We start from the raw sequence: 12,421 nt of genomic DNA on the forward strand, positions 1-12,421 counted from the left end.
TCACCCGCTCCGTATCGGCTAGGCGACGAAGCGATGCTGCGGGCGCACTGGCGCACCGCAAATCGTCGGCAAGCATGGCGGCATGCGGTAGCACCAATTGACAGAGGCATGGCCGGGGCTCCCCTGCCAACAGAAGAACAAAAATAAGGGGGAATCGCCATGAAACCCGTCATCGCATCTTGAACACATCCGCACTCGCGCCTTTCCGCATCCGCAACTATCGCTTCCAGTGGCCGTCCGATCTGCTCACCTCGTGGGCGTTCGAAGTCGAGACGCTGGTGCTCGGCTGGTACATCATGGTCGAGACAGGCTCGGTGCTGCTGCTCACCGTGCTTGCGTCGCTGCAGTTCGTCGGGACCCTGGTCGCGCCGGTGCTCGGCATGGTCGGCGACCGGATGGGTCATCGCGATCTCCTGGTCGTGATGCGCCTTGCCTATACGGCGCTCTCGTCGACCATCATGGTTCTGGCGCTGACCGGTCATTTGTCGCCGCTGAGCGTGATGATCATCGTCGCGCTCATGGGCCTGATCCGCCCCTCCGATCTCGGCGTTCGCGGCGCGCTGCTTGCCGAGATCATGCCGCCCGAGCAACTGGTGGGCGCCATCAGCGTTGCGCGCACGACCCAGGACAGCGCCCGCATCGCCGGAGCGCTGACGGGCGCAGGCCTGTTCGCCGTCCTCGGCATCGGCCTCGTTTACGTGGCGATCGCCTGTCTGTATCTCGCGGCCGCACTTCTCATGCTCTGCCTGACCCGGCCGAAGAGGACCGTCACGACGAGCGATCTTCCGGCGAACCGCCACGCGGTCTCGCGATTGCTGGGCGACCTCAAGGAAGGGATCGTCTATGCCTGGAACGGCCCGGGAATGCGCGCGGCGCTGTGCGTCGCCTTCCTGGCCAATCTCACCGCCTTTCCTTTCACCGGCGGACTATTGCCCTACATCGCGCGGGACATCTTTCATACCGACCAGACCGGCCTCGGCTATCTCTCGGCGAGCTTCGCCGTGGGCTCGCTGATCGGCTCCATCACGCTCAGCCTGGTCAGCGGACTGCGCATTGCCCGGCTTCTCATCGGCGCGACGCTGGCCTGGTACGCCATGCTGCTGGTGTTCGTCGAGATCAGGACCATGCCGGTGGCGATGGCCTGCCTCGTTCTCGCCGGCATCGCCCAGAGCATGTCGATGATCTCAGCTGCCGTGATCCTGATGCGGACGGCGAGCGCGCACCTGCGCGGCCGCGTCATGGGCGTCCGCATGATGGTGATCTACGGCCTGCCGCTCGGGTTGCTCGCGGCGGGCAGCCTGATCGACATCATCGGCTATTCCGCGACGGGCTCGCTCTATGCCGCCGCGGGCTTCATCGCGATGCTAGCGATCGCGGTCCGCTGGCGCGCCGACCTCTGGCCGGTCCACGCCCCCGCAAACGCGCGCTAGTCCCCGTAGCCGCGCAGCCGCTCGACGTCCAAAATGGTGACGCCGCCATATTCGAGCCGCAGCAGCCCCTCCTTCTCCAGCCGGTTCAGCGCGCGGTTGGCGTTCTGCCGTGACATGCCGGAGAGCGCCCCGATCTCCTCCTGGGTGATTTCCAGATGCGCGGTCGACTCGGGATAGAGGATCGGATTGAACAGCGAGGCGATGCTGCGCGCGAGGCGTGCGGTGGCATCCAACGTGCGGTTGACCTCGAGCATGCCGATGAACTGGCCGAGCCGCTCGTTGAGCTGACGCACCAGGAAGCGGTTGAAGCCGACGCTGTTCTCGAACAGCCACATGAAGGCGCTGCGTTCCATCAGCGCGACGCGGCTGTCGCGCAGCGCGACCACGTCGTAGCGGCGCGGCTCGTTCTTGAGCACGCTGCCCTCGCCGAACCAGGCCCCGGCCGTCAGCCCCGCAAGGCTCGTCTCCTTGCCGTCGCGCGAGACCCCGCCCATCCGTGCCAGGCCGCTCACCATGCCCGCCCAATAGCCGAACGTATCGCCGCGCATGAACACGGTCTCGCCGGTGCGGTAAGACCGTTCCGTGATTCCGGCGCGAGCGACCTCGATCTCCGCTTCCGTGAGCTCGCGCGACCAGGCGGCGACCCGCTTCAGTTGATCCTCTGAAATCATGATGCCGAAGCCAGCCGCACCGTTCGCCACCCAATCTCTCTGCTGCACTGCAACACGACCGCTTCGACCGCCATCCGACGAAAGATGAAGGCCACTCCCGCCTGAAAAAACTTTGTCGCAGAATTGTCAGGCGGGAGACATTTCAAAATAGCGCTTTCCCCTATTGAGGACCACCTTGGGCGATGCGGCTTTTGATCCCGATCGGGAGCAAGAGTGGAGCGGCGCCGGTCGAGACCAATAGCTGCATGGCCTCACCGGCACGGCCGTACTAGGATCGCCCGACAGGAACGGACGAAGAGCGCCGCTGAATGCGCCATCACCGGGAGGGATTTGTTTGGTGGCTACCAGTCTCGAAGTGCGCGGCGTGTCCTTGCGATTCGGCGGCGTCCGTGCGCTGACCGATGTCAGCTTTGCCATCAATGACGGCGAGCTGTTCTCGATCATCGGCCCCAACGGCGCCGGCAAGACCTCGATCGTGAATTGTATTTCCGGCCGCTACAAGCCGACCGAAGGCCAGCTGTTCTACCGCGGCCGCGACATCACAGGGCTGACGCCGAACGCGCGCCCCACGCTCGGCATCGGCCGCACCTTCCAGAATCTGGCGCTGTTCCACCACATGAGCGTGCTCGACAACATCATGGTCGGGCGCCATCACCTCCTGAACAACAATTTCCTCACGGGATCGCTGTACTGGCTCACCGGCGCGCGCAAGGAAGAACTCGAGCACCGCCGCAAGGTCGAGGAGATCATCGACTTCCTCGATCTCCAGTCGGTGCGAAAGGCGCAAGCCGGCACCCTCTCCTACGGCCTGCGCAAACGCGTCGAGCTCGCCCGTGCCATGGCACTGGAGCCGCGCCTCATTCTCCTCGACGAGCCGATGGCCGGCATGAACTTCGAGGAGAAGGAGGACATGGCCCGCTACATCGTCGACCTCAACGAGGAGTTCGGGATGACGGTGGTGATGATCGAGCACGACATGGGCGTGGTGATGGATATCTCCCACCGCGTCATGGTGCTCGATTTCGGCCGCAAGATCGCCGAGGGCGATCCGGCCGCCGTGCTCGCCGATCCCCACGTCAGGCGCGCCTATCTCGGCGAGGAGGACGAGGTGCTGGTCGACCCGGACGATGCTCCGCCAGCGCAGGAGAGTGCGGCATGATGGACTACGCGGGCCGCGTCGCCCAGGCCGACACCTATCCAAAGATGCTGCGGCTCAATGCCAGGGAGCACGGCAACGAGATCGCGTTGCGCGAAAAGGATCTCGGGCTCTGGCGCGTCTTCACCTGGAATGACTACCACACCCGCGTACGCGACTTTGCGCTCGGCCTGATCGAATTGGGCTTGGGGCGCGAGGACGTCATCGGCATCATCGGCGACAACCGGCCGGACTGGGTCGCGGCGGAAGTGGCGACCCACGCCATCGGTGGATTGAGCCTTGGGCTTTATCGCGACGTGCTGGACGAGGAAGCTTCCTACCTCCTCAACTATGGCGAGGCGCAGGTCGTTTTCGCCGAGGACGAAGAGCAGGTCGACAAGCTGCTCGTGCTTGCCGAGCGTGTGCCGCGGTTGAAGCACATCATCTATTCCGATCCGCGCGGCATGCGGAAATACGACGATCCCAGACTGATGTCGGCGGAAGCGTTCGCCGAGCTCGGCCGCGGCCGCGCCACGCGTGAGCCGGAGCTCTACGATCGCCTCGTCGATGCCACCAAGGGCGAGGATGTGGCGATTCTCTGCACCACGTCGGGCACCACCTCGCACCCGAAGCTCGCCATGCTCGCCGCCGGTCGCGTGCTCGGCCATTGCGCGACCTATCTCGCCTTCGATCCGAAAGGGCCCGACGACGAATACGTCTCCGTGCTGCCGCTACCGTGGATCATGGAGCAGGTCTATGTGCTCGGCAAAGGCCTCTTGTGCCGGATGAAGATCAACTTCGTCGAAGAGCCTGATACGATGATGAACGATCTGCGCGAAATCGCGCCGACGTTCGTGCTGTTTGCGCCGCGCGTCTGGGAATCCATCGCTGCCGACGTTCGCGCCAAGGTGATGGACGCGACGCCTTTCAAGCAGCGCCTGTTCGACATCGGCATGAAAAGCGGCCTCGCCGCTCTCGCAGACGGCAAACGTTCGAGCTTTGCCGACGCAATCCTGTTCCGCGCGCTGCGCGACCGCCTCGGCTTTACCCGCCTGCGTTCGGCCGCGACCGGCGGCGCGGCACTCGGCCCTGATACCTTCAAGTTCTTCCAGGCCATGGGCGTGCCGCTGCGCACGCTCTACGGCCAGACCGAACTGCTAGGGGCCTACACGCTGCATCCCGAGGGCAAGGTCGATCCCGACACGACGGGCGTGCCGATGGCCGACAGCGTCGAGATCCGCATCGACAATGCCGACGTCCACGGCGTCGGCGAGATCGTGGTGCGGCATCCCCACATGTTCCTGGGTTATTACAAGAACCCGGAAGCGAGCGTTGCCGACATCAGGGACGGCTGGATGCTGTCGGGCGACGCCGGCTACTTCAACGATAACAAGCAGCTCGTCGTCATCGACCGCATCAAGGACCTGGCCGAGACGTCGCGCGGCGAGCGCTTCTCGCCGCAGTTCATCGAGAACAAGCTGAAGTTCTCGCCCTATATCGCGGAGGCCGTGGTGCTGGGGGCCGGCCGCGACGCGCTCGCGGCGATGATCTGCATCCGTTACTCCATCATCTCGAAATGGGCGGAGAAGAGCCGGCTCTCGTTCACGACCTACAGCGACCTCGCCTCGCGGCCCGAGGTCTACGCGCTGCTCAAGAAGGAAGTCGAGACCGTCAACGCCACATTGCCGCCGGCGCAACGCATCTCGCGCTTCCTGCTGCTCTACAAGGAGCTCGACGCCGACGACGGCGAGCTCACCCGCACCCGAAAGGTGCGCCGCAGCGTCATCAACGAGAAATACGAAGGCATCATCAACGCGATCTACCGCGGCGACGCCGACATCCCCGTCGACACCGTGATCCGCTTCCAGGACGGCACCACGCAGCGCGTGCGAACGACGCTGCGCGTGGTGGATCTCGGCGGACATGGGCATATGGCGGAGGTCGCGGAGTGAACCTGCTTCGAACCGAGACCGCGCTGCCAGCCGATGCGCCCTCTCCCCTTGTGGGAGAGGGCATCTCCGCCGCTAGCCACACCCTCACCCGAGTGAGGGATCCTCTCTCCGCACCGTCGCCGCCGAGAGAACCCCTCACCCGGCTTCGCTTCGCGAAGCCACCCTCTCCCACAAGGGGAGAGGGTGCACCGTCATCGCTTCTGCATTTTGCGCGGGCATCGACATGAACACCGCCTTCCTCATCCAGCTCCTGGTCAACGGCCTCGTGGTCGGCACGCTCTATGGCGTGGTCGCGATGTCGTTCGTGCTGATCTACAAGGCGACGCAGGTCGTCAACTTCGCGCAAGGTGAACTGCTGCTGGTCGGCGCCTGGGTGTGCTGGGCGCTGCTTGCGAAGTACCAGGTGCCGTTCTGGATCGGCATGCCGATGACGCTGGTGTTCATGTTCGTATTCGGCATCGCGATCCAGGTCCTGATCCTGAGACCGATGATCGGCGAACCCATCATCTCGGTGATCATGGTGACGATCGGCCTCTCGACCGTGCTCCAGGCCACGCTGAAATGGATGTTCGGCGTCAATCCGCAACCGTTCCCGCGCGTGTTCGAGAGCCAGTCGGTCAGCCTGCTCGGGCTTCAGATCCAGACCGTCTATGTCATGAGCCTCGTGGTCTCGGTCGCGATGATGATCGGCATGGCCTGGTTCTTCCGCGCCTCCAAATACGGCCTCGCGATGCGCGCCACCGCGTTCAACCAGCAGGTCGCGCAGTCGCTCGGCATCTCCGTCAAGAGCGTGTTCGCGATGGCGTGGGCGATCTCCGCGACAGTGTCGGCGGTCGCGGGCGTGGTGGTCGCCGTCGTCAACGGCGTGTCCTCGGGACTTGCGGCCTACGGCATCAAGGTGTTCCCGGCGGCGATCCTCGGCGGGCTCGATTCCGTCGGCGGCGCCGTGCTCGGCGGCATCATCATCGGCTTGCTCGAGAACATCGCGCAATATGTCGACAGCGAGTATCTGCACTGGGGCAATCTCTACGAGATCGCACCGTTCTACGTCCTCATCATCGTGCTGATGATCAAGCCCTACGGCCTGTTCGGCACCCACGACATCGAGCGGATCTGATCCATGGCCGGCCCTGCCCTCATCCCTGCTGGTGATTTCCGCACCTCCTACGCGGCGGACACCACGATCTTCCCGACCACGACCAGCCGCAACTTTGCGATCATCGGCGTGCTGTTGCTCTGCCTCGTGCCGCAACTCCTTGGCGGGTACTGGCTCAGCATCCTGATCCAGATCGGCATCTTCTCGATCGCGGCGCTCGGCCTCAACATCCTGGTCGGCTTCACCGGCCAGATCTCGATCGGCCATGCCGCCTTTTTCCTGCTCGGCGCCTTCACTTCGGCCTACATCTCCAACAACGCGCCGATCCCGGTGTTCTTCGCGATCCCGCTTGCGGGCGTCGTCACCGCGCTGGTCGGGCTGATCTTCGGCATCCCGGCGGCGCGACTGAAGGGGCTCTACCTCGTCATCGCAACGCTGGCGGCGCAATACATCCTGCTCGACTTCTTCTCCCGCGCAGAGTGGTTCACCGGGGGCTCGGTGCCCGCCAGCGCCAATCCGTTCTCGATCTTCGGCTTCACGCTGCGCGGCGACAGACAGTATTTCTATGTCGTGCTGGCCTATGTGGTCGCGAGCTACGTCCTCGTCACCAATCTGATGCGCACGCGCGACGGCCGCGCGCTGGTGGCGATCCGCGACCATTATCTCTCTGCCGAGATCATGGGCATCAACCTCACCAAATACCGCACGCTGTCGTTTGGGCTGGCCGCCTTCTTCGCCGGCATCGCCGGTGCGCTCTATGCCCACTACCAGCTCGTGGTCTCGCAGGAGGGTTTCGGTATCGAGCGCTCGATCCTGTTCCTCGCAATGATCATCATCGGCGGCACCGGTTCGATCATGGGCACGCTGATGGGCACCGCCTTCGTGGTGCTGTTGCCTGAGACGATGGAATTCATCAGCCTCTACCTGAAGGGTGGCGCGATCGACAAGGCGCTGTCCCTCAACACCAACATCACCTTCCTGCGCGAGATCGCGATCGGAGTGATCATCATCGCGTTCTTGATGTTCGAGCCGGACGGGCTCGCCCATCGCTGGCGACAGATCAAGGCGTACTGGAAACTCTACCCGTTCTCGCATTGAGCACGGGCAACTCGCTAACCAACTAATAAACAGGAGGAGGCAACCAATGAAGACAAAATCCCTTTTGAGCACTGCATCGCTCGCGCTGGCGATCGCCGCATTCTCGGCCGGCGCGCAGGCGCAGATCGCGATCGGCCATCTCGCCGATTATTCCGGCGGCACCTCCGACGTCGGCACGCCCTACGGCCAGGCCGTCGCCGACACCTTCGCCTGGGTCAACAAGAACGGCGGCGTCGGCGGCAAGCAGCTCAGCGTCGATACCAACGATTACGGCTACCAGGTGCCGCGCGCGATCGCGCTCTACAAGAAATGGTCGGCGCCGGACTCGAAGGTCGCCGCGATCATGGGCTGGGGCACCGCAGACACCGAAGCGCTGACCGGCTTCCTCGCCCAGGACAAGATCCCCGACCTCTCCGGCTCCTATGCCGCAGCCCTCACCGATCCCGAGGGCGTCAGCGGCAAGGCCAAGCCTGCGCCTTATAATTTCTTCTACGGCCCGAGCTATTCGGACTCGCTGCGCGCGATGCTGATGTGGGCGGCCGAGGACTGGAAGGCCAAGGGCAAGCCCGGCAAGCCGAAGTTCGTGCACATGGGCGCCAACCACCCCTATCCGAACGCGCCGAAGGCCGCAGGCGAAGCCATGGCGCAGGAGCTCGGCTTCGAGGTGCTGCCGCCGCTGGTGTTCGCGCTCACACCGGGTGACTACAGCGCGCAGTGCCTGAGCCTGAAATCCTCGGGTGCCAACTACGCCTATCTCGGCAACACCGCGGCTTCCAACATCTCCGTCCTGAAGGCTTGCAAGACCGCCGGCGTCGAGATTCAGTTCCTCGGCAATGTCTGGGGCATGGACGAGAACGCCGCCAAGACCGCCGGCGATGCCGCCAACGGCGTGATCTTCCCGCTGCGCACCGCAGTGAGCTGGGGCGGCGATGCGCCCGGCATGAAGACGGTGATGGAGATCTCCAAGATGTCCGACCCCACCGGCAAGGTCTACCGGCCCGTGCATTACATCGCGGCGGTCTGCTCGGCGCTCTACATGAGGGAGGCGCTCGACTGGGCTGCCAAGAACGGCGGGGCGACCGGCGAGAACGTCGCCAAGGGCTTCTACCAGAAGAAGGACTGGGTGCCGGCCGGAATGGACGGCGTCTGCAATGCCTCGACCTGGACCGACAAGGACCACCGCGGCACGCTGAAGGTCGACCTCTATCGCACCAAGATCGCGGGTGCGACCGACGGCGACCTCAATGATCTCATGGCCAAGGGCACGATCAAGCTCGAGAAGGTCAAGACCGTCGAGCTGCCGCGCAAGCCGGAATTGCTGGGGTGGTGAGCGCTATCTCCGACGTCATGGCCGGGCTTGTCCCGGCCATCCACGTCTGACCACTCGGCATGAAGAACGTGGATGCGCGGGACAAGCCCGAGCATGACGACAGTAGCAGATTGGCGGCATACCCAATGACCGAAATCATCGATGCAACACGGTCCTCCCCGACCGTCGTGCCCGCACCGCCCCTCCTCGCCGTCCGCAACATCGAGGTCGTCTATGACGACGTCATCCTGGTGCTGCGCGGCCTCAGCCTCGACGTGCCCAAGGGCGCGATCGTGGCGCTGCTCGGGGCCAACGGTGCCGGCAAGTCGACGACGCTGAAGGCGATCTCGGGGCTGCTCAAGACCGAGGACGGCGAGGTCACTCGCGGCGAGATCCTGTTCGAGGGCTCCGCTATCGCCGGCGTCGATCCCGACAAGATCGTGCGTCGCGGCATCTTCCAGGTGATGGAGGGCCGGCGCATCGTCGCCGACATGACGTCGCTCGAAAACCTCAAGCTCGGCGCCTTCACCCGCAGGGATCGCGAGGTCGATGCCGATCTCGACATGGTCTTCAACTATTTCCCGCGCCTGAAGGAGCGCACCGGCCTTGCCGGTTATCTCTCAGGCGGCGAGCAGCAGATGCTTGCGATCGGCCGCGCTCTGATGGCGCGCCCGAAGATGATCTTGATGGACGAGCCCTCGATGGGCCTGTCGCCGCTGCTGGTGAAAGAGGTGTTCTCGATTATCCAGAAGATCAACCGCGACCTCGGCGTCACCATCCTGCTGGTCGAGCAGAACGCCCGCGCCGCGCTGTCGGTTGCGAGCCACGGCTACATCATGGAACAGGGCAAGGTCGTGCTCGACGGCACCGCGGACGAACTGCGCGACAACGAGGACGTCAAGGAGTTCTACCTCGGCGGCGCCGGCGATCAGCGCAAGAGCTTCAAGAACCTCAAGAGTTTCAAGCGGCGCAAACGGTGGCTGTGAAACTCAGCTCAGCACCTGCTCCGCTTCCGTGACTGCGCAGAGAACATGATAGAACGACGACGCAGGAATGGTGTCGACCAGCGATTTGCCGTCGCGATCGAACTGGTCGTACCAGCCGCCCTTCACGGGATGGCTGAGATAATGCCGTTCGAGCCGCACCAGCGCCGCGCGCGCCTCGTCCGCAGCGCCCGCCTCGCCGGACTCGGCCTGCGCGATCCACGCCTTGGCCATCTCGGTCTGCGGCCACAGCCGGCGCGTGCTGCGACGGATGTTGCCGCTGGCATCGCCCTCGTCGACCAGGCACCCCGTGGCCTCGTCGCGATAGCGCAGCGCGGTCGCGAGCAGTTCGGCGCGACGCTCTCCGGTCGGGCATCCCGTGATGCGTTCAAACCCTTTCAGCAGCCAGACCCACTCGGCCTGATGGCCGGGCTCGACGCTGACCGGCTCGATCTTGGACCAGTCCTCCTCGAAATACTCCGTCAGGATCCGCTTCTGCTTGTCGTAGAGATTGGCGAGGAACAGCGCGAAGAACTCGCCGGCGCGGTTCTGGAACGACAGGTCGTGGGTCGCATCGAAGCACGCGATCATCGCCTCGAACAGATGCATGTGCGGGTTCTGCCGGCGCGGCAGCGAGACCGGCAGGCCTTCATGCACGCCGCCATGCGGCGAGCGCAGATGGCCGTCGAGGAAGGCGAGCAGCGCATCGATCTCGGCGCGAATTTGCGCATCCTGGTCGAGCCCGTAGACGGCCGCGAGCGCAAACAGGATGAAGGCGTGGTCGTAAGCATCGCGTCGGCCGTCCAGCACGGCGCCGTCCGGCGTCAGCCGGTGCACGTAGCCGGGCCGGCCGTCGGGCGCCTTCGCTTTGCTGAGCAGATGCTCCAGCCCCTTCAGCGCGATGGCGCGCCCCCCAGGGTACCAGCCCATCTGCGCCGCCTTGGCGTAACAATAGATCTGGCGCGCCTGCACGAGCACGCGCCGCGGTGCGGCCGCATCGGCCGTGCCGTCACGGTGCAGCCGGTCGATGAAACCGCCTGCCGCATCGTCCCAGCCGACGGACGACCACAGCGGCAGCGCCTCGTCGATCATGCGGCGCTTCAGGCGCGCGACGACGTCCGCCGCCTCGTCCGCCGCAATGATGCCTTCGTCCGCCATCGCGTCCTCTCCACGCCTCGACACTGGCCGTCTGATACCCATGCCGGCGGCGGCGTGCAACGGATGCCAACCCGGAAAGACCAGCCATGACCGCCCATTACGACGCCCGCGAGACGCGCGAACCGGCCGTGCGCGAGGCGGAGCTGTTCTCCCGCCTGCCGGACGTGCTGTGCGGCGCGATGGCCGCGCCCGCCTATGCCGAACGGCTGAAGGGCATAGATCCGGCCGCAGTGACCTCCAGGGCGGCGCTGGCGGGCCTGCCGGTGCTGCGCAAATCGGAGCTCCCCACCCTGCACAAGGCCTCTGCGCCCTTCGGTGGCTTCGTGCCGGCAGCCCCGGGATCGTTCGCCCGCCTCTTCACCTCTCCCGGTCCGATCTTCGAGCCTGAAGGGCGGCAGGCCGATCCCTGGCGCGGTGCGCGGGCGCTGTTCGCGGCCGGGTTCCGCCCCGATGACATCGTGCTCAACACCTTCAGCTACCACCTCACCCCCGGCGGCTTTATCTTCGATGCCTCGGCGCGCGCGCTCGGCTGCGCGGTGATCCCGGCCGGCCCCGGCAATACCGAGCAGCAATTCGAGCTGATCGAGGCCTACCGTCCGGTCGGCTACAGCGGCACGCCGGACTTCCTGAAGATCCTGCTCGATGCCGCCGCAAGCTCGGGGCGCGACGTCTCATCGATCAAGCGCGCGCTGGTCTCGGGTGCGGCCTTCCCACCCTCGCTCCAGGCCGAAATCAAGGCGCGCGGCATCGACGCCTACCAGGCCTTCGGCACCGCCGACCTCGGCCTCATCGCCTTCGAGACCGAGGCGCGTGAGGGCATGGTCGTGAACGAGGATCTGATCATGGAGATCGTCAGGCCCGGCACCGGCGATCCCGTCGCGCCGGGCGACGTCGGCGAGATCGTAGTGACCTCGCTCGATCCGCACCATCCCTGGATCCGTCTCGCGCTCGGCGACCTTACCGCGGTGATGCCGGGTCCGAGCAAATGCGGCCGCACCAACATGCGCATCAAAGGCTGGATGGGCCGCGCCGACCAGACCACCAAGGTCAAGGGCATGTTCGTCCGACCGGAGCAGGTCGCCGAGATCGGCAAGCGCCATGCCGCGCTCGGCCGCCTGCGCCTCGTCGTCATGCGCCAGGGCGAGGCCGATGCGATGACGCTGCGAGCAGAAACTGCGGCCGCGAGCGACGCCCTGCGCGAGGAAATTGCAGGCACCTTGCGCGCGGTGACGAAACTCGGCGGCAATGTCGAACTGGTCAGCCCGGGCGCGCTGCCGAACGACGGCAAGGTGATCGCGGACGAGCGTTAAGTGCTTACACCCCAATTCCCTGGTATTAGGGAATTCTGCGCGAAATCGGTGCAAATCGGCAGGCCCGACGACATATGCTCTCGCGGTCCCTCGCTGGCATGGACGCGCGTCGGTCGTTGTTGGCGGCAGGGATATTAAGGCACGTGGAATCTAAGCCGTAGTGCGCGCTCCTCGGTTAGGCATAGGAACGGCCTGTCAGAGTGGCCGCTAGGCAATTCCTGTACATTCGCCTCTCAAGCGCATCGTCACAGGACGAGCGTCGTCGATGACAAACCCGTC

10 protein-coding genes are annotated in these 12,421 nt (G+C 65.0%); 8 read left to right on the forward strand and 2 right to left on the reverse strand.

Annotated features, from left to right (window positions below; all coding sequences use genetic code 11):
* Positions 1-179: 179 nt before the first annotated feature.
* Complete coding sequence (locus AB7245_RS30425; RefSeq protein WP_354134767.1) at positions 180-1,430, forward strand: MFS transporter; 1,251 nt, start codon at positions 180-182, stop codon at positions 1,428-1,430.
* On the opposite strand, the gene AB7245_RS30430 is transcribed toward AB7245_RS30425, so the two are convergent.
* Positions 1,427-2,101, reverse strand: coding sequence for a Crp/Fnr family transcriptional regulator (locus tag AB7245_RS30430; RefSeq protein ID WP_028160237.1), 675 nt, complete (start codon positions 2,099-2,101; stop codon positions 1,427-1,429). The two genes, AB7245_RS30425 and AB7245_RS30430, sit on opposite strands and share 4 nt — an antisense overlap.
* Positions 2,102-2,438: 337 nt before the next feature.
* Between AB7245_RS30430 and AB7245_RS30435 the strand changes: the two genes are divergently transcribed.
* The 6 genes from AB7245_RS30435 to AB7245_RS30460 all read left to right on the forward strand — a co-directional run bounded on the left by AB7245_RS30435 (position 2,439) and on the right by AB7245_RS30460 (position 9,677).
* On the forward strand, positions 2,439-3,260 hold the full coding sequence (locus AB7245_RS30435) for an ABC transporter ATP-binding protein (protein ID WP_063986231.1): 822 nt from the start codon (positions 2,439-2,441) through the stop codon (positions 3,258-3,260).
* A complete protein-coding gene (locus tag AB7245_RS30440; protein WP_354134766.1) occupies positions 3,257-5,188 on the forward strand; it encodes a long-chain fatty acid--CoA ligase in 1,932 nt (643 codons plus the stop codon). Before AB7245_RS30435 ends, AB7245_RS30440 begins: the two co-directional genes overlap by 4 nt.
* A 223-nt stretch (positions 5,189-5,411) precedes the next feature.
* Positions 5,412-6,305: a branched-chain amino acid ABC transporter permease gene (locus AB7245_RS30445; protein ID WP_014493866.1), complete on the forward strand. Its 894-nt coding sequence runs from the start codon at positions 5,412-5,414 to the stop codon at positions 6,303-6,305.
* A 3-nt stretch (positions 6,306-6,308) separates the two neighbouring features.
* Complete coding sequence (locus tag AB7245_RS30450) at positions 6,309-7,382, forward strand: branched-chain amino acid ABC transporter permease (RefSeq protein WP_071912027.1); 1,074 nt, start codon at positions 6,309-6,311, stop codon at positions 7,380-7,382.
* 46 nt (positions 7,383-7,428) lie between these two features.
* The gene (locus AB7245_RS30455; protein ID WP_208070463.1) at positions 7,429-8,712 is read left to right on the forward strand and encodes an ABC transporter substrate-binding protein; all 1,284 of its coding nucleotides are present in this window, start codon (positions 7,429-7,431) and stop codon (positions 8,710-8,712) included.
* Between the two features lie 125 nt (positions 8,713-8,837).
* Positions 8,838-9,677 carry an ABC transporter ATP-binding protein gene (locus AB7245_RS30460; protein ID WP_354134765.1) on the forward strand — a complete coding sequence of 280 codons (840 nt, stop codon included), beginning with the start codon at positions 8,838-8,840 and terminating at the stop codon, positions 9,675-9,677.
* 3 nt (positions 9,678-9,680) lie between these two features.
* On the opposite strand, the gene AB7245_RS30465 is transcribed toward AB7245_RS30460, so the two are convergent.
* Complete coding sequence (locus AB7245_RS30465) at positions 9,681-10,832, reverse strand: AGE family epimerase/isomerase (RefSeq protein WP_354134764.1); 1,152 nt, start codon at positions 10,830-10,832, stop codon at positions 9,681-9,683.
* Between the two features lie 86 nt (positions 10,833-10,918).
* Between AB7245_RS30465 and AB7245_RS30470 the strand changes: the two genes are divergently transcribed.
* Positions 10,919-12,142, forward strand: a complete 1,224-nt coding sequence (locus AB7245_RS30470; RefSeq protein ID WP_354134763.1) for a phenylacetate--CoA ligase family protein — start codon at positions 10,919-10,921, stop codon at positions 12,140-12,142.
* Positions 12,143-12,421: the final 279 nt, after the last annotated feature.

Origin of the sequence: Bradyrhizobium sp. 604_D8_N2_3 (assembly GCF_051810765.1) — a bacterium.
GTDB classification, from domain to species: Bacteria; Pseudomonadota; Alphaproteobacteria; order Rhizobiales; family Xanthobacteraceae; genus Bradyrhizobium; species Bradyrhizobium barranii.

Bases quoted from the DNA above. Each gene is read 5' to 3' on its own strand.
- AB7245_RS30460 (WP_354134765.1), top strand. From the start codon at position 8,838: ATGACCGAAATCATCGATGCAACACGGTCCTCCCCGACCGTCGTGCCC.
- AB7245_RS30445 (WP_014493866.1), top strand. From the start codon at position 5,412: ATGAACACCGCCTTCCTCATCCAGCTCCTGGTCAACGGCCTCGTGGTC.
- AB7245_RS30450 (WP_071912027.1), top strand. From the start codon at position 6,309: ATGGCCGGCCCTGCCCTCATCCCTGCTGGTGATTTCCGCACCTCCTAC.
- AB7245_RS30440 (WP_354134766.1), top strand. From the start codon at position 3,257: ATGATGGACTACGCGGGCCGCGTCGCCCAGGCCGACACCTATCCAAAG.
- AB7245_RS30465 (WP_354134764.1), bottom strand. From the start codon at position 10,832: ATGGCGGACGAAGGCATCATTGCGGCGGACGAGGCGGCGGACGTCGTC.
- AB7245_RS30455 (WP_208070463.1), top strand. From the start codon at position 7,429: ATGAAGACAAAATCCCTTTTGAGCACTGCATCGCTCGCGCTGGCGATC.
- AB7245_RS30430 (WP_028160237.1), bottom strand. From the start codon at position 2,101: ATGATTTCAGAGGATCAACTGAAGCGGGTCGCCGCCTGGTCGCGCGAG.
- AB7245_RS30470 (WP_354134763.1), top strand. From the start codon at position 10,919: ATGACCGCCCATTACGACGCCCGCGAGACGCGCGAACCGGCCGTGCGC.